The organism is Pauljensenia sp. C0170B5 (genome assembly GCF_056590195.1).
Map to the genome: position 1 here is coordinate 252,246 of NZ_JBWPVR010000001.1, position 16,048 is coordinate 268,293.

Annotated in this window: 17 protein-coding genes; 12 read left to right on the forward strand and 5 right to left on the reverse strand. The window is 61.7% G+C overall.

Going from position 1 to position 16,048, the window contains the following annotated elements:
• The first annotated feature begins 8 nt into the window (after positions 1 to 8).
• The 8 genes from AC1EJZ_RS01085 (at position 9) to AC1EJZ_RS01120 (ending at position 6,812) form a co-directional block, all read left to right on the forward strand.
• Entirely contained in the window at positions 9 to 293 is a 285-nt protein-coding gene (locus AC1EJZ_RS01085; protein ID WP_058237509.1) for a YtxH domain-containing protein, read from the forward strand.
• Positions 294 to 436: 143 nt separating this feature from the next.
• Entirely contained in the window at positions 437 to 1,477 is a 1,041-nt protein-coding gene (locus tag AC1EJZ_RS01090; RefSeq protein WP_480293942.1) for a VIT1/CCC1 transporter family protein, read from the forward strand.
• Positions 1,478 to 1,496: 19 nt separating this feature from the next.
• A complete protein-coding gene (locus AC1EJZ_RS01095) occupies positions 1,497 to 2,252 on the forward strand; it encodes a trimeric intracellular cation channel family protein (RefSeq protein WP_070725480.1) in 756 nt (251 codons plus the stop codon).
• The gene (locus AC1EJZ_RS01100) at positions 2,252 to 2,893 is read left to right on the forward strand and encodes an SOS response-associated peptidase (protein WP_480293798.1); all 642 of its coding nucleotides are present in this window, start codon (positions 2,252 to 2,254) and stop codon (positions 2,891 to 2,893) included. The genes AC1EJZ_RS01095 and AC1EJZ_RS01100 overlap by 1 nt, the downstream gene beginning before the upstream one ends.
• Before the next feature lie 34 nt (positions 2,894 to 2,927).
• Positions 2,928 to 4,382 carry an amino acid permease gene (locus tag AC1EJZ_RS01105; RefSeq protein ID WP_480293799.1) on the forward strand — a complete coding sequence of 485 codons (1,455 nt, stop codon included), beginning with the start codon at positions 2,928 to 2,930 and terminating at the stop codon, positions 4,380 to 4,382.
• Between the two features lie 106 nt (positions 4,383 to 4,488).
• Positions 4,489 to 5,094, forward strand: a complete 606-nt coding sequence (locus tag AC1EJZ_RS01110) for an HNH endonuclease family protein (protein ID WP_480293943.1) — start codon at positions 4,489 to 4,491, stop codon at positions 5,092 to 5,094.
• Between the two features lie 17 nt (positions 5,095 to 5,111).
• Positions 5,112 to 5,963, forward strand: a complete 852-nt coding sequence (locus AC1EJZ_RS01115) for a DUF5926 family protein (protein WP_480293800.1) — start codon at positions 5,112 to 5,114, stop codon at positions 5,961 to 5,963.
• Positions 5,964 to 6,002: 39 nt separating this feature from the next.
• Positions 6,003 to 6,812 (forward strand): glycosyltransferase family 2 protein, encoded by an 810-nt coding sequence (locus AC1EJZ_RS01120; protein ID WP_257525587.1) that lies wholly within the window; start codon positions 6,003 to 6,005, stop codon positions 6,810 to 6,812.
• On the opposite strand, the gene AC1EJZ_RS01125 is transcribed toward AC1EJZ_RS01120, so the two are convergent.
• The 4 genes from AC1EJZ_RS01125 to AC1EJZ_RS01140 form a co-directional block, all read right to left on the reverse strand.
• Positions 6,736 to 9,036, reverse strand: a complete 2,301-nt coding sequence (locus AC1EJZ_RS01125; RefSeq protein WP_480293801.1) for a heavy metal translocating P-type ATPase — start codon at positions 9,034 to 9,036, stop codon at positions 6,736 to 6,738. The two genes, AC1EJZ_RS01120 and AC1EJZ_RS01125, sit on opposite strands and share 77 nt — an antisense overlap.
• Positions 9,037 to 9,044: 8 nt before the next feature.
• A complete protein-coding gene (locus tag AC1EJZ_RS01130; RefSeq protein WP_058237501.1) occupies positions 9,045 to 9,284 on the reverse strand; it encodes a heavy-metal-associated domain-containing protein in 240 nt (79 codons plus the stop codon).
• A gap of 11 nt (positions 9,285 to 9,295) precedes the next feature.
• Positions 9,296 to 9,577, reverse strand: coding sequence for a metal-sensitive transcriptional regulator (locus AC1EJZ_RS01135; protein ID WP_058237500.1), 282 nt, complete (start codon positions 9,575 to 9,577; stop codon positions 9,296 to 9,298).
• Positions 9,578 to 9,702: 125 nt separating this feature from the next.
• A complete protein-coding gene (locus tag AC1EJZ_RS01140) occupies positions 9,703 to 10,437 on the reverse strand; it encodes a transaldolase family protein (RefSeq protein WP_285015923.1) in 735 nt (244 codons plus the stop codon).
• 79 nt (positions 10,438 to 10,516) lie between these two features.
• Between AC1EJZ_RS01140 and AC1EJZ_RS01145 the strand changes: the two genes are divergently transcribed.
• Together AC1EJZ_RS01145 and AC1EJZ_RS01150 are read left to right on the forward strand one after the other, a co-directional pair.
• On the forward strand, positions 10,517 to 11,935 hold the full coding sequence (locus AC1EJZ_RS01145) for an alpha/beta hydrolase (protein ID WP_480293802.1): 1,419 nt from the start codon (positions 10,517 to 10,519) through the stop codon (positions 11,933 to 11,935).
• Entirely contained in the window at positions 11,922 to 12,452 is a 531-nt protein-coding gene (locus AC1EJZ_RS01150) for a hypothetical protein (RefSeq protein WP_480293803.1), read from the forward strand. Before AC1EJZ_RS01145 ends, AC1EJZ_RS01150 begins: the two co-directional genes overlap by 14 nt.
• A 12-nt stretch (positions 12,453 to 12,464) precedes the next feature.
• Here AC1EJZ_RS01150 and purB read toward each other — a convergent pair whose 3' ends face one another.
• Positions 12,465 to 13,919 (reverse strand): adenylosuccinate lyase, encoded by a 1,455-nt coding sequence (gene purB, locus AC1EJZ_RS01155; RefSeq protein ID WP_480293804.1) that lies wholly within the window; start codon positions 13,917 to 13,919, stop codon positions 12,465 to 12,467.
• A gap of 128 nt (positions 13,920 to 14,047) precedes the next feature.
• Here purB and AC1EJZ_RS01160 point away from each other — a divergent pair, with 128 nt between their 5' ends.
• Both AC1EJZ_RS01160 and AC1EJZ_RS01165 read left to right on the forward strand, forming a co-directional pair.
• Positions 14,048 to 14,569 (forward strand): gluconokinase, encoded by a 522-nt coding sequence (locus AC1EJZ_RS01160; protein ID WP_058237495.1) that lies wholly within the window; start codon positions 14,048 to 14,050, stop codon positions 14,567 to 14,569.
• 12 nt (positions 14,570 to 14,581) lie between these two features.
• Positions 14,582 to 15,991 carry a GntP family permease gene (locus tag AC1EJZ_RS01165; protein WP_058237494.1) on the forward strand — a complete coding sequence of 470 codons (1,410 nt, stop codon included), beginning with the start codon at positions 14,582 to 14,584 and terminating at the stop codon, positions 15,989 to 15,991.
• The last annotated feature ends 57 nt before the right edge of the window (positions 15,992 to 16,048 follow it).

The following is a 16,048-nucleotide window of genomic DNA, read 5'->3' on the forward strand; positions in this document are numbered from 1 at the left end:
GACCGTCAATGGGAATGAAAATTGGACTCGCCCTCGGACTGGGAGTGGGGTACGTCCTCGGAACACGAGCCGGACGTGAACGCTACGAGAAGATCAAAGCCGCAGCGCACAAGCTTCGTGAACAGCCTTTCGTGTCGCGTCCCCTCGACAATGCCGGCCAGCGGGTATCCGAAGCGGTGCGCACCGGCGGCGAACGTGTGACCGACAAAGTTGCCGATGCTGTGAAGGAACGCCTTTTCGGCACACCGACCAGCACCTACGAATATGTCGACGTTGAGGTGGAAGAAGAATAATTCCGGACGCCCGAACGTCCTCTTTCGACGACGCTCGTGGACAACGCGCCGGTGGGAGTGCCACTGTAGTCACCGTGACGTCTGAACACACCCCGACCCGCGAACAGATACGCCGGTGGCGCAGGTACCTGGCTGAAGAGCGCATGGAACAGGCGACCTACCGCCATCTCGCCGCTCGCCGAAAAGACGGCGACAGCCAGGTGCTGAACGCACTGGCAGACGCGGAAGAACGTCACGAAAAACACTGGCTCGACCTGCTTGGCCCTCATGCCTACCCTGAACCCAGGCCTTCGTTTCGCGCCCGGGCACGCGCATTTCTCGCACGCATGTTCGGAACAATCTTCGTTCTCGCGATGGCTCAACGATCCGAACAACGCACGGCGTACGACCGGGACGACGACGCGACCGCGCAGATGGCAGCCGACGAACACATACACGGCGAAGTGATCCGAGGCCTGACCGCACGATCGCGCCAGTCTCTGGCCGGCACGTTCCGCGCGGCAGTGTTCGGTGCCAACGACGGCCTCGTGTCCAATCTGGCGTTGATCCTGGGCATTGCGGCAACCGGTGTGAGCTCCAGGATTGTCCTCGTCACCGGCATCTCCGGCCTGCTCGCCGGTGCCCTGTCAATGGCAGCAGGGGAATGGGTCAGCGTGTCCAGTCAGCGTGAACTGCTCGACGCATCCCGGCCCGACTCGCAGGCCCACCAGTCAGTGCCCGCCCTCGACGTGGATGCGAACGAACTGGCGCTGGTGTTCCGCGCTCGCGGCGAAACGCCTGAAGATGCAGCCGAACACGCGCGCCGCGTCTTCCAGCAACTCGCCGCCCATCCATCAGGCCAATCCGGACCGATCGCCGTGCGCACAGCGCTCAGTGGCAACGACTCTGGCGGTGCCGGTGAAGAAGTGGGGACCCCGTGGCGCGCGGCAATCAGCTCTTTCATCTTCTTTGCCGCTGGCGCGTTCATCCCGCTCATTCCGTATATTTTCGCGGCCGATGGCCTGCTCGCCGTCGTTATTGCCGCCGTGCTGGTGGGAATTTCGCTGCTGCTGACCGGCGGAATGGTGGGTGTGCTTTCTGGTCAGGACCCCATGCCTCGCGCATTCAGACAGCTGGCAATCGGATTCGGAGCAGCCGCCGTGACATACGCTCTGGGCTGGTTGTTCGGTACAACAGCACTCTAAAATCTACAATGTGACTTCTGTGCTCCATTCGCTCAACGATGCGCTTCCCGACATTTTTCGCGCCATCGACCTGATCGGCGTGGTGCTCAACGGCGTACTGGGTGGCCGCCTGGCACGCATGAAAAGGTTCGACATCGTCGGGTTCGGCGTCCTCGCCGTGATGTCTGCACTGGCCGGCGGTATTCTGCGTGACGTCATGCTGCAGGTGGGCCCACCGGCAGCACTCACCGACCCGTTCTACCTGGCAGCGGCGCTGGTCGGAGCCATCATCGCCTACATGTTCACATTTGATTCACGGCGCTGGCAGATCGCCCTCGCCTTTGCTGACGGGACGGTACTGGGCTGCTGGGCAGCAACCGGAGCCGCGAAAACACTCGAAGCAGGGTTCGGCATCATGCCGGCACTGATCCTCGGGATGACCACCGCAATCGGCGGCGGCATGATCCGGGACATCGCAGCGGGAAACACGCCGATGGTGTTCGGAGGAAACAACCTGTACGCCACGCCTGCACTGGTGTCCTCCGCGATCATGGTGGCCTTCTGGAACTGGCACCTCGACACCATCGGAATGGCGACCGCAATCATAGTCGGGTCAGCATTCACATTCCTTGCTTTCCAGCGCTCCTGGCAGCTGCCGCGCAACTCGGAATGGTCGCTTGCACACCTGTGGGGCCGCAACCGCGTGGAAACCGCCGCTGTGACCGCTGAAGCTGCAGCTCAGGCAGCGACCGACGCGCTCAACCAGATCCGTGAAGAACTCGATAAGGAGCAATAATGTGCGGACGGTTCGTTCTGTTCGGTAACGACGACGATATGCAGGATCTCTTCGAACTCGACCAGCTGCTGGGGCGTACCATCGCGTCCTACAACATCGCGCCCACTCAGCCAATCCGCGTCATCATGGAACACTACGCCGACCGCCTTGTCCGCGTGATGACCGATGCGACATGGGGGCTTGTGCCAAGTTGGGCCAAACCCGGTTTTCGCCCCATGATCAACGCGCGCGCCGAAACAGTCACGGAAAAGCCGTCCTTCCGCGGCCCCGTCCGGCACCACCGCTGCCTCGTTCCCGCGAACGGATACTACGAGTGGCAAGGCAAGCAGCCCTGGTTTTTGTCCGCCGACGAGGGCGACCCCCTCATGGCCTTTGCAGGCATCTGCGACAGCTGGACATGTGCGATCCTGACACGCAGCGCGCCGGACGCCCTCGGAAATATTCATGACCGCACGCCGCTGATCGTGCCCAAGGAATTGTGGGGAGCATGGCTCGACCCGCACCTAGACCGTCCGGATGAGGTGCGCTCACTGATTGACGCTGTTCCCGAGCCACACCTGTTGCCGCGCCGCGTGGGCCGGGAAGTCGGGTCGGTGAAGAATAACGACCCGTCGCTGATCTCACCACTTGAGCGCGCATGACAGCGCACGAACGGAAAGTGTGAGAATCATGACTATGACTGAAACCAGAAAACCGCGCCGGTTCAAAACGCGCCACCTGTCAATGATTGCTCTTGGCTCAGCGATCGGTGCTGGGTTCTTTCTGGGGACCGGGCAGGCCATCGCATCGGCCGGACCGGCCGTTCTTGTGTCGTACCTGATTGCAGCGCTCATCGCGATCACTGTGATGTACTCGCTGGCGGAACTGTCAGCCGCGCTGCCGTCGACCGGATCGTTCTCTACATATGCCGAAGCCGGCATCGGACGGTGGGCCGGGTTCACGGTCGGATGGATGTACTGGTTCATGCTGATCATGGTGCTCGGCATGGAAATCACAGGTGCCGCACAGATCTTCGTGCAGTGGTTCCCTGCGGTCCCGCAGTGGGTCGTCGCCCTCGTCATTGTGGTGGTGCTCGGCGGAGTCAACCTGATGGCAGCCGGTGACTTCGGTGAGGTCGAAGCGTGGCTGGCCGGAATCAAAGTCGCAGCCATCATCATGTTCCTGCTGATCGGCGTCGGTTTGCTGATCGGCTTCATTCCCGGCAAGACCGCCCCGGTGATGGAAACCGTCCTTGGCAACGGTGGGTTCGCACCGTTGGGCATGGCGGGTATCGCGACCGGTCTGCTCGCCATCATCACATCGTTCGGCGGCATTGAAATCGTGACGATTGCGGCCGCCGAAGCGGAAGACCCGCAGCGCGCCATGAGCAAGGCGATTCGCTCGGTTCTGTGGCGCATCCTGGTGTTCTACGTCGGATCAGTGATTTTGCTGATCTGCCTGCTGCCGTGGAACTCGCCTGACATGGTGCTCAACCCGTTCGCAACGGTGCTGAACATGGCGGGGATCCCAGCTGTCGGCCGCATCATGGAAATCATCGTGTTCGTGGCCCTCGTCAGCGCTTTCTCAGCCAACGTCTACTCGTCGTCGCGTATGGCCTACTCGCTGTGCGCTCGCGGCATGGGCTCACCGTGGCTGCTGGGCGGGTCGGCAACTGCATCGGATTCGCCGGACGCCCTCGCCCATGTCGTCACCGGCGATTCAAAGCGTGATCTTGAGGCCGTCATGGCGGAAGAAACTGCAGTCGGTGATATTGCACGAGGGCGAACCCCGCGCCGAGCCGTCAGCCTGTCAGTCATCCTCGCCCTGGTGTCGGTTGGTCTGAACTGGTGGCTGCCGGAGGCGATTCTGGGGATCCTGATCAACGCGATCGGCATGGTGCTGCTCATTGCGTGGGTCTTCATCATCATTTCGCAGATTCGTCTGCGCCCGGTTCTGCGCGAAAATCATGATCTGCCGATCCGCATGCCCGGCTGGCCGTGGACGGGGTATCTGGCTCTGGCTGGCCTGGCGGTGATGGGTGTGCTGATGGCTCTGAGCCCTTCTGCGCGCCCGCAGTTGATCTCGATGCTCGGCTTGATGCTGATCATCATGGGGATCTACTGGATTCGCGAAAAACTGGCGCGGCGCTAGCCCTGTGGATAAGTCGGGCAGATGCCGACGCCGTGTCGATAATAGGTGAGTGCACAGGCGATTCAGCATCGGCGATTTCATCATCGCGCTGGCAGTCATTGTGCTGCTGGCGTGGGTGTTGTGGCTGTTCATACCCGCCCCACGAGTCGAAGCTCCCGCCGGTCCCGCCGGTGACCAGCTGCGCACACTGATCGTACGCAGTGACGAGGGCGCCCCTGACTACAACCGGGACCAGTTTGGTCAGAAGTGGGCCGATGAGGACCATAACGGGTGCGACACTCGTAACGACATTCTGGCCCGTGACCTCGCGCGGCCAACGTTCAAGCCGAATACTCGCGACTGTGTGGTGCTCAGCGGAACACTGGCAGAACCCTACACGGGCAAGGTCATCGAATTTCAGCGAGGTCAGGACACGTCGACACTGGTGCAGATCGATCACGTCGTGGCGCTTGCCGACGCATGGAGATCGGGAGCCTGGCAATGGGACACAGCCCGCAGGCAGGCCTTCGCCAACGACCCGGACAATCTCCTGGCAGTTGACGGACAGGCCAACCAGGACAAGATGGCTGCTTCAGCTGATCAGTGGCTGCCACCTGACCGCAGTTTCCGCTGCGAATACGTGACGCGGCAGATCGCGGTGAAAGCCAAGTGGAAACTCACGGTGACCAGAGCGGAACACGATGCAATGGCGCATGCGCTCGCACACTGTTAGCCAGTATTGTTGTGCGTATGGGTAAAGCAAGCCGTCGTAAAAAAGTACAACCCGGACGCAGCACGTACCGTCCGCCGATCCGCTTCGTGGAACGACCCTTTGACGGGCTTCCATGCGAAAGCGACCTGGTCGCCATGAGGGAAATCATTCCGTGTGCGCGCATGAGTGCCCGCACGAAGGACGGCGTCGAATTCGACATAGTCTCACTGCTGCCAGACGGGCAGGGTGCCATGGTGCGCGGCGACGGGCGAATCATGGTGGGCATGCAAACGCGATTCCATTCCGGCGACCTGTCTCACGATGTGGGTGGCGCGTTGCAAGCCGCCCTCGACGCAAAAGACGAAGGCATCGTTGCCTTTGACGTGCGTGACCCCGCACCCAGGCTGCAGGAACTGCTGGAAAGCGCCGAGCCGATGGAACTGTGCGACGATTTCTCATTCTGGTTCGACCCGACCGAAGAAATGTCCGAGGACATCCGCTCCACGATGGAGCAGACACGCAACGAACTGATCCCCACGCAGGAAGTCCCGGGAGCGCCCGGCATGTATTGGTGCGAAATGAACCGCAACTTCGTGCGCTACGTGACCGACGAGGACGAAAACAAGCTCTTTACCGCGCTGGCACGTATGCAGGTGGCCGGAGATGCCCACGTGGGGGAGGGTTCCCGCTTTGTCGGAGCCTTCCGCGCCTGCGGGCTGGCCATCCCCGTGTTCGAACTGGCAGAAGGAGTCAGCTCTGATGACGTGTCCAAGCCTGCGCAGAACTTCATCAGCAAGCTTGAGGACGCGCTCAATGCGACCGAAGCTCTGACACATGACGAGCGTCGAGCCAAACAGGGGCTTGTTTCTCGACAAGTCACCATCCGGTAGAGGTACAAGGAGAGGCAAAGTCGGAGTAAAGTTGTGGGCGTGAACGATTCGGGACCCCAACGCGTTGCCGCGATCATCTGGGCGCACGACGATGCTCATGACATTGCCTCCACAGTCCGATCCTGCCGCGCCATTCCCGCAGTCGATTTGCTCATAGTCGTCGATGACGGCTCCACTGACGAAACAGGCGCGCACGCGCGAATGGCAGGTGCCGTCGTTGTTCGACACTCAGTGCCGCGTGGACGCGCATCCGCGATGGAGACAGGCGTGAAAGTCGCAGCGATGCGTGACCGCGCCGACTGGCCACCGCGCCTCCTGCTCTTCCTCTCATCCGACCTGGGCGAATCAGCCGTCGAAGCCGCCGTGCTGGTCGAAGCAGTGATGACCGGGATGGCGGACTGTGCCTGCGCCAGTGAGAAATCCAGTCGCCGCCTGCCCGCCGCACGGATAGCGCGACGAGCCATCCGGCGCGCAACAGGGTGGGCACCTGAATCGCCCATGTCCGAAAATCGCTGCATCACGCGCGAAGCGCTGACAGCCATCATGCCTTTCGCCAACGGGTACGGGCTGGAACCCGCCATGACCATCGACCTGCTGATGCAGGGGTTCACCATGGTGGAACTGCCGTGCGCATTCGTCCACTTGGGTGGAGATCGCACCCTCGGTGAACTCAACAAACCACAGCAGCTGATCGATACGCTGGTGGCGCTGACCGAACGCGGGCCACGCGTGCTGACGCGTTCGCCTTTGAGGCGCTCCGAGAGCCGCGCGTTTAAGCTGGGTGACCCGTATCCGCATCGGGCTGACGAGACCCCAGGGCGCGAATCCGACGCAGACGAAGAGAATTAGTCACCACGCACACCGATGACAACGCCATCGCGCCGGCTGCGATCATCGGGTTGAGCAGTCCTGCGACAGCCAGCGGAATGGCAGCCACGTTATAGCCGAACGCCCACACCAGGTTCTGCCGGATGACGCGCAGTGTCCGCCGTGACAGGTCGATTGCGGTGGCGGCTGCGCGCAGATCCGAGGACACCAACGTGATGTCAGCAACCTGGATCGCCACATCTGTTCCGGATCCCATCGCCATACCCAGCCCGCGATGTCCCGCCTGAGCGAGCGCCGCAGCGTCGTTGACGCCATCACCCACCATCGCCACAACGCGTCCCTCATCCTGCAGGCCCTTCACGACATCGCGCTTGTCATCCGGCAACACATCAGCGATCACGTGGGAAATGCCGACCTGGTCGGCTACCACGTCAGCAGCACCCTGATTGTCGCCGGTCAGCAGGATCGGCTCAATATCCAAGTTGCGGAACAGGCCGATTGCCTCAGCTGACGAGTCCTTCACCTGGTCACGCAATACGATCACACCATGCACCTGCGCCCCGGTCAGTGGTGCGTTCAGCTGGCGGCCAATACTCGGCGCAGACGGCACGGCAGTCTCACTGGCGCGCGAGCGCACACGCGCCTGGTACCCGGCAGCTTCCACAACGTGCACCAACTCATCGTCTCCGTGGTCGCGGGTGAGCAGAATCGACGCGCTTTCGGTCGCCAGGTTCACGTGTGCCTCGACTCCATCAAGTTTGCCCAGCTTGCGTTCCACACGATTCACACACGACGCGCACGTCATTCCGCCCACCGCCATGTCAACACGGACCGGGCTCTCAGCGTCGCTTTCGTCGGCGTGGATTGTCGAGGGCGACTCATCCCACCCTGGAACGCTGGCCACCACGATGGGCGTTGCGCAACGGGATCGGGCAGTGCGCACGATGTCCTCGGGAATACTGATACCCAGCTCCGTGAACCACTCGGGCCTGCCCACCAGGGCCAAACCTCCATCAATCAGGGCAGATACACCCATGCCGGAATGGTTGACGAAGCGGCGAGTCACGACGGGCGTGAGCGAGCGGAACTGCGCGGCGCGCACGATTGAGCGCGCCATCGGGTGCTCAGAGCGCGACTCGATACCGGCTGCGAGGGCGAGCGTGACGTCGGGATCGCTTGACTCGACGTGTTCGACGGCCAGGTTGCCGGTTGTGACCGTGCCGGTCTTGTCCAGCACAATCGTGTCAATCTTGCGGGTTTCTTCGAGGATTTCAGCTGAGCGGATCACGATGCCCAGCTGGGAGGCGCGCCCTGAGCCGACCAGCAGGGCGGTGGGCGTGGCCAGTCCCAGCGCACACGGGCAAGCCACCACGAGCACGGCAACGGCGGCGGTGGCCGCGGCCTGAACGTCACCGGAAAAGATGAGCCAGCCGATCAGTGTTGCCGCGGAAATCGCAAGCACGACCGGCACGAAAACCGAACTGATCGTGTCGGCCAGGCGCTGGATCGGTGCCTTCGTGGCCTGAGCTTCGCTGACCATGCGACCGATTTTGGCCAACGCGGTGTCGGATCCAACTCGGCGGGCTTCCACTTCCAGAGCGCCCCACGTGTTGATCGTGGCACCTGCGACATCGTCACCGGGAGCAACATCGCGCGGAACGGACTCACCGGTCAGCATCGACGTGTCAATGGCGGATTCGCCTGAGATGATGCGTCCATCGGTTGCGATGGATTCGCCGGGACGAACCTCGAAAATGTCTCCGACCTGCAGGTCGGTGCTGTCGACGTCCTCGCGCGTCCCGTCAGGCAGAATGCGGTGCGCTGTTGTGGTGCCCATTGAGAGCAGTGAGCGCAGCGCGTCGCCGGCCCGATGCCTGGTGCGCGCCTCCGCATAGCGCCCGATCAGCAGGAACAGGACGATCACGCAGGCGCCCTCGAAATAGAGCATCGCGGATTCGCCGCCCCACAGCAGTGCCCACAGGCTCCACACAGTTGAAGCGGTCACGCCCAGGGACACCAGTGTGTCCATTGTTGTGGTGCCGTGGCGCAGACCCTGAATGGCTGAGCGGTGGAAGGGCCACGCGCCCCATGTGACGACAGGTAGTGACAGGATGGCCACCACCCATTGCCAGCCCGGAAAATGCAGGCTGTGTAACATGGAAACGGTAGCAACGACCAGTGTGGGCGGTGCGGTGACGATGAGGCGACGCCTGAGGTCTTGTGCGCGATCCAGCACGCTGCGCATATAGCTCCTTAGAAGTCTCGCTTGATTTCAGTCAGCGTGTATCCGGCCTCGCTGATGGCATCTTTGAGGGCGTCGTCATCTACGCCGGTCTGCGTGTGGACGGTGACCAGTGAGGTCTTGTTGGCCTTGAGAATGACCTCCACGTTGGATACGCCTTCGACCTCTTTGAGTTCTTCGGTGACGGATGCGACGCAGTGGGAACAGGTCATGCCGTCGACATAGAGTTCAACAGTTCGATCGAGTGCCATGATGAGTCCTTTCAGGATTTGACGAGCCGTGCGATCGCGTTGATCGCTTCGGTGATTTTTTCTTCGCCAGCTTCGTGAGAGTGCTTGGCGGCGTCGAGGACGCAGTGGCCCAGATGGTCGTGAACGAGGCCGAGGGCGACTGAATCAAGGGCGCTTTGAATGGCAGATATCTGCGTGAGTACGTCAATGCAGTAGTCCTGCTCCTCGACCATGCGCTGGACGCCGCGCACCTGACCTTCGATACGGCGAAGCCGGGTGAGGTACTGCTGGGTTGATGCCGAGTATCCGCGCATTGAGGTCTCCTCTCAGGTCTACCAGCACAACAATACCCCTAGGGGGTATTAGTGTCAAGGGGTGCGCCGATAGTAAAACGCGCGCCACGACCACTGACGGTCACGGCGCGCGTGAAGGAAAAAGGTTACAGCTCAGGCTGCGCGACCTTGAGCGACTGCTGGTCACGCTGGTGAGCCAGAGCAATCAGATCACTGAAGGTCTCCTCGCCGCCGACCTGGCGGGCAAAATCAGCATCCTGAGCGGCGATCGCCACATCCGTGATCGGGTTGGCCACCAACGCAGCCAGCACGGACGGAGCGGCAGTGATTGCGCCGATACCGGCCTCAACCAGGCGCAGCACCTGATCGGAGTTCTTGAAGGAAGCGGCCAGCACATCCGCATGCAGGTGATGGGTGCGCAGGATCTGATGAATTTCGGTTGCTACACGCACACCGTTGATACCGAAGTTATCCATCCTGTTCACATACGGCGCAACATAGCGCGCACCGGCCTGAGCAGCCATGAAGCCCTGCAGGGTGGAGTGGACGCCCGTTGCCGTGACCGGGATACCTTCCGAGGCCAGCATGTTGATCGCGGCGAAGCCTTCATGGGTGACCGGAATCTTGACATGCAGGTGCTTGCCGAACTCCGAGCGCAGCGCGCGCCCCTCGGCCACCATGGATTCGCGATCATGGGACACGACCTGCACGTGCAGCTGCGAGCCTTCCGGCAAAACCGAGTGGATTTTACGGAGAACCTCCAGCGGGTCGCCTCCCTCGTTCGCCAGAATGGTGGGGTTCGTAGTCACGCCGTCGATGGGAAGGTAATCGAGAGTCTCACGAATGAGGTCAATATTGGCGTGATCGATCAGAATGAGCATGATTCTCCTTGAATTCGTAGCCTGACCCCATTGTACGATTCGGCAGGCATCAATAAATGGGACGTGCCAGACTACACATATGGGTCGCAGCGAAGACAGGTGGTATCCACTCAAACGTGTGCCGCAGTCTTATCCGCCGACCTACGTGCGCATGAAACTCGTGCCGATGATTCCGGCCATTGCTCTGGCAGCCGGTGCCGACTTGCTCTCCGATGCGCGCTTCGTGCCGAAGGATGCACAGAAAGTGCTGAGGGTCGCCTCCGAGCGCATGGGGTCGGAAATACTTGAACGCTTCCAGCGGATCTTCTTCGATGAACCGGGCCTGGACACGCTTTTGGTGCGGGCAGGAGCCGCTGCTGCGCGCCGCGTGGCCGACGCTGGCCGACTGTATCTGAAGGCGCGGATCGCCACGCACACCGACTGCGACGGCCGAGCGCGCGCCATGCTGCCATTGGTTCCGCGTCGCGGATATGAAGCGTTGATGGTGATCGCACTGACTGTTGGCACAGCGACCGGATATTTTCGTGGCGGAGCGGTTCACACTGCGGTGATCCTCGATAGTGACGACGGTACGCCGACCGTTCCGCCCGGCCACCCCACACCGCAACTGCGCAGAACGCAGCCACCCTCGTCACTGGGTGACATCGCCGCCGACATCGACGACATGTACTACTGCGGGTCGATGGGGCAGATGGTCAAGGTGGTGCGCGTGGGCGAGGGCGACGCGCGACGCTGGATCGTGGCCATTCCCGGCACCATGCACCTTGACCCGACATCGACTCCGAACCCTGCCGACACGGAATCGAATATCCGCGAAGTCCTCTTCCTGCCTTCAGCCGTGCGGATCGGAGCGGTCAAGGCGGTGCATGAAGCGATGCGACGCAGCGGTGTGGACCAGGATGACTGGCCGGCCGAACGCGTCTTGATCTGCGGCCACTCTCAGGGCGGCATGGTGGCAGCAGCCCTGGCGTCGATGGACCCGGATGAGGCGGGTATGCGCGTGAGCGGCGTGATGACGATGGGATCACCATGCCGGCGCATCAAAATTCGCCCCGATGTGACGATGGTGTCGATTGCTCACGACCAGGACGTGATTCCAGCCCTGGACGGCACACCCGCACTGACCCCCGACCAGCGGGTGACGATCCACCGAACCCTGGTGCGGCCGCGTCAGTCGCCGCTGTACTACGCGCATTCATCGACGATCTACACCGACACGGTGCGTCTGCTGGAGCGGCGAGCCAGCGTCGTGCGACACGGATACCCCTCGGAATGCGTGGACCGCCTGCAGGAATTCCTGCCGCGCGAGGGGGAATCCGTGCACACCACATTCCATGAGGTGTGGCAGGACGTACTCGAAACCGTCGAAGAGTCGACGTGGGACCAGTACGTCGTGCTCGACGCACCCGAAACTGACCTGGTGGGCAGTGACTGGCAGTGGCAGCCCAACCCATTGATCGACTTTTCAAGGTTGAGGAGGACACATGCGCAGACGTAAAGGAAAAGGCTCACCCACCCCCGTCAATAAGGGGCATGGACGAGGGCGACGCGGCCGTCTGCCACAGATCGACAACCCTGTGCTGATCAGTGTGCTCACCGCCGGAGCGCGGGGGGTCAGCGCCGCGCTGGATGTTCTTAAACCGCCGAAACGGGCGGGTCGAGGGCAGCGCGTGCAGCAGTGGCTGACTGAGCGCATGCCGGACATGATGGGAGCGCACCTGTCGTTGGATGTGCGTGTGCACGAAGGGTTCGGCCGTTCACCTCTGATTGACATGCGCATCGTGTGTGATGACGACAGTGAAGATCAGGCGCGCCAACAGCTCGAGGATGCGGTGCGGTGCGCATGGGACAACCCGGAGCTGGCTCCCGTGGCGGTGCGCGCCTGCGTCACGGATTCAGCAGGCGAAGTGCGATGCGACGTCACCAGTGTTGGGTTCAGCGAGGAAACCGCGACACCCTCGGCCCTGTATGCGCGTTTCGGCGCACCCGACGCTGACCCTGCCTGGCGGCCGTAAACCGTGGACGGACTACTCCCAGCCCGCCATCTTTTCGGACTGGCCAATGTAGGTGGCGGGGGTCAGGTCCAGGAGGCGCTGTTCGACCTCACCCGGCAATCCCAGGCCGGCGATGAATGTGCGCATTTCGTCGGCGCCGACTGTGTGCCCGCGGGTGAGCTCCTTGAGGCGCTCATACGGGTTGGTCATGCCGGTTGCGCCCGCAATGGAAGCAGCGCGCATCGCCTGCTGGACGGCTTCACCCAGCACAGCCCAGTTCTGATCCAGGTCAGCAGCCATGCGCTCACGGTTGATGTCCAGTCCGGCCAGGCCGCGCACCAGATTATCCAGTGCCAGCAGCGAATGTCCGAAAGCGACACCGATATTGCGCTGCGTGGTTGAATCCGTCAGGTCGCGCTGCATGCGCGATGTCACCAGTGTGGCCGCCAACGTGTCGAAGAGCGCGCACGAAATCTCCAGGTTCGCTTCGGCGTTTTCAAAGCGGATCGGGTTGACCTTGTGGGGCATGGTGGACGAGCCGGTAGACCCCTGGGCAGCAAGGTTCTGGTGGAAGTAGCCCATCGAAATGTACGACCAGCAATCCGTCGCCAGGTTGTGCGCGATGCGGTTGAAACGGGCGACGTCCGAGTACAGCTCGGCCTGCCAGTCGTGCGATTCGATCTGCGTGGTCAGCGGGTTCCATGTCAAGCCGAGGAACTCGACGAATCCCTGAGCGAGCGCCGGCCAGTCGGCACCGGGAACGGCCACCATGTGTGCCGCCCACGTGCCGGTCGCACCATTGATCTTCCCGAGGTATTCGGCTTTCTCAATGCGGTCGATCTGACGGTTCAGGCGGTGAATGAAGACCGCCATTTCCTTGCCCATTGTCACGGGAGTGGCGGGCTGACCGTGGGTGTGTGCCAGCATCGGCGCGTCGGCACCGTCGCGCGCAATGGCACGCAGTGACTCAATGAGCTGGCGGGCTGCCGGTAGCCACGTGTGTGTGACAGCCGCGGCGACAGTCAGCGCGTACGCGAGGTTGTTGATGTCTTCGGAGGTGCAGAAAATGTGGACCACTTCGTGCAGGTCCGGCAGACAGGTGGAATCTCCCAGCTCGTCTGGCGCCTGATCCAAGTGCTCTTTGATCAGGTATTCGACCGCTTTGACATCGTGGCGCGTTTCAGCTTCGATGCGGGCGAGACGATGAATGTCTTCCGGCCCAAAATCGACGGCCAGGCGGCGCAGATAGGCGCGTTCCGCATCGGTCAGTGTGGGAGCGCCGGGCAGAACCTCGTGGTCCATCAGGTAGATGAGCCATTCAACTTCCACATGGACGCGCGCACGGTTCAACGCTGCCTCAGACAGCGTGTTTGCCAGAGGGGCGACGGCTGCGCGGTAGCGCCCATCCAGAGGGGACAGGGGTGTGTCCACTGCAAGGTCGGTATAGCCGGATTCCGGATTGAAAAGAGTTGACCACGTATCGCTCATGGCCTTATTCTACGCAATCGCACCGAATCGACGTATTGCCCGCAATTCACACGTTTAATCGTTGCAAGAACAGTAGAATCAGTAGGCTAGTTCTGAACGATTGTTCACAGACAATGGGGTGGAGGAAGATGAGTAACGAGGCAGTGCACCTGGTGTTCATGGGAGTTGCCGGATGCGGAAAGACCACTGCAGCTCAGCAGATGGCCGACTTCCTGAAATGGCCAGCAGCCGAGGCGGATGATTTCCACCCCCAGGCGAATATCGACAAGATGAGTGCGGGCACACCGCTCACCGATGAGGACCGTTGGCCGTGGCTGCGTTCGATACGCGACTGGATGAGCGATCACGCCAGAAATGGCCAATCAACGATCGTCACCTGCTCCGCGTTGAAACGCAGCTATCGTGACCTGCTGCGCGAATCGCAAGGACGCGTCTTTTTCGTGCATCTGACAGTGCCGGAAGATGTCATCCGAGAGCGCATGGCGACCCGTGACCACTTCATGAAGCCCAATATGCTGCCTTCACAGTTTGCCACGCTCGAAGACCTCGAAAGTGACGAGGACGGCGTAGTGATCTCCGCCCTTGGAGATATCGACGAGACTTTCAATGCCACAGTGAATGCCCTGCGCGAGCAGGGTCTGATTGATTAAGGGGCCAAACCGATGAATCAGATTCTCATCCCCATGGCAGGAGCCGCGGACGGTGTGCAACACACGGACAGTGTGGCGCAGCTGCTGGTAGCGGCACTGGCCGGTATCGCCACGATCATCGTGCTGATCGTCTGGCGCAAAATGCACCCATTCCTCGCGCTGACACTCGGATCCGCTGTCCTCGCATTGATTGCAGGCATCCCGCTGACCGACACGTTCACCGCATTTACCAAGGGCGTCGGATCCACCGTCGGTGGCGTGGGCGTCCTGATCGCATTCGGCGCCATCATCGGCAAGCTCCTGATCGACTCAGGCGGCGCTGACCAGATCGTTGACACTGTCCTTGAAAAGACAGCTCCGCACCGCTTGCCGTGGGCTATGGCACTGGTCGCCTTCGTCGTCGGTATCCCGCTGTTCTTTGAAGTCGGCATCGTGCTGCTGATCCCAGTGGTCATGCTCGTTGCGCGCCGCGCCAAACTGCCGGTCGTAGCGGTCGGGATTCCTGCACTGGCTGGCTTGTCGGCACTGCACGGACTCGTGCCTCCGCACCCCGGGCCACTCATCGCGATTGACGCACTGAATGCGAATATCGGCATCACACTCGGCCTGGGCCTCCTCGTCGCTGTGCCCACAGTCATCATTTCCGGCCCGCTGGCGGCGAAGGTGATGGTCAAGTGGGTGCCGCGCGAAGCCGCCAGTGTCCTGGGCGATGCCTCTGAAACCGAAAAGCGCGAAGGGCACCGCCCATCATTCGGTGTGGCAATCTCCGTAGTTTTGATGCCCGTGATCTTGATGCTGCTGCGCACCGTGGTCGAAATGGTGATGATGGGGCACGAGGACTCCATCATCTTCAAACTGCTGACATTCGTCGGTGAACCGATCGTGGCGCTGCTGCTGACCGTGCTGTATGCGATTGTCGTTCTGGGGCGCATGAGCGGCCGCACCACACAGGAAGTCACCAACATCGTGGGCTCCTCGCTGGCCCCGGTCGCATCCATCCTCCTCATTGTCGGTGCCGGCGGCGGTTTCAAGGAAACGCTGGTCGAATCCGGTATTGCCGAGGTCATCGCCCAGTGGATTGAGCAGATGGGAATGCCGATCCTGATCGCCGGCTGGCTGGTGGCAGTCGCCGTGCGTCTGGCCACGGGTTCGGCCACAGTTGCCACGATCACCGCTGGCGGCATCATGGCACCTATGGCAGCCGACATTTCACCCGTTGCCGCTGCACTGCTGGTGCTCGCCATCGGCGCCGGATCCGTGTTCCTCTCACACGTCAACGACGCTGGGTTCTGGCTGGTCAAGGAATACTTCGGCATGACGGTGGGTGAGACGTTCAAAACGTGGTCGCTGATGGAAACGATCCTGTCGGTGGTCGCGCTGCTGTGCGTCATCGTTATCGCCATCCCGCTGGGAGCCTTCTAGGAGACGACTACCTCACATCATCACGTAGCCTGATGCTGTTCTTTTCCCTCGAGACCG

Bases quoted from the DNA above. Each gene is read 5' to 3' on its own strand.
- AC1EJZ_RS01090 (WP_480293942.1), top strand. From the start codon at position 437: ATGGAACAGGCGACCTACCGCCATCTCGCCGCTCGCCGAAAAGACGGC.
- AC1EJZ_RS01150 (WP_480293803.1), top strand. From the start codon at position 11,922: ATGCGCAGACGTAAAGGAAAAGGCTCACCCACCCCCGTCAATAAGGGG.
- AC1EJZ_RS01105 (WP_480293799.1), top strand. From the start codon at position 2,928: ATGACTGAAACCAGAAAACCGCGCCGGTTCAAAACGCGCCACCTGTCA.
- AC1EJZ_RS01165 (WP_058237494.1), top strand. From the start codon at position 14,582: ATGAATCAGATTCTCATCCCCATGGCAGGAGCCGCGGACGGTGTGCAA.
- AC1EJZ_RS01145 (WP_480293802.1), top strand. From the start codon at position 10,517: ATGGGTCGCAGCGAAGACAGGTGGTATCCACTCAAACGTGTGCCGCAG.
- AC1EJZ_RS01140 (WP_285015923.1), bottom strand. From the start codon at position 10,437: ATGCTCATTCTGATCGATCACGCCAATATTGACCTCATTCGTGAGACT.
- AC1EJZ_RS01160 (WP_058237495.1), top strand. From the start codon at position 14,048: ATGAGTAACGAGGCAGTGCACCTGGTGTTCATGGGAGTTGCCGGATGC.
- AC1EJZ_RS01130 (WP_058237501.1), bottom strand. From the start codon at position 9,284: ATGGCACTCGATCGAACTGTTGAACTCTATGTCGACGGCATGACCTGT.
- AC1EJZ_RS01125 (WP_480293801.1), bottom strand. From the start codon at position 9,036: ATGCGCAGCGTGCTGGATCGCGCACAAGACCTCAGGCGTCGCCTCATC.
- purB (WP_480293804.1), bottom strand. From the start codon at position 13,919: ATGAGCGATACGTGGTCAACTCTTTTCAATCCGGAATCCGGCTATACC.
- AC1EJZ_RS01085 (WP_058237509.1), top strand. From the start codon at position 9: ATGGGAATGAAAATTGGACTCGCCCTCGGACTGGGAGTGGGGTACGTC.
- AC1EJZ_RS01135 (WP_058237500.1), bottom strand. From the start codon at position 9,577: ATGCGCGGATACTCGGCATCAACCCAGCAGTACCTCACCCGGCTTCGC.
- AC1EJZ_RS01100 (WP_480293798.1), top strand. From the start codon at position 2,252: ATGTGCGGACGGTTCGTTCTGTTCGGTAACGACGACGATATGCAGGAT.
- AC1EJZ_RS01115 (WP_480293800.1), top strand. From the start codon at position 5,112: ATGGGTAAAGCAAGCCGTCGTAAAAAAGTACAACCCGGACGCAGCACG.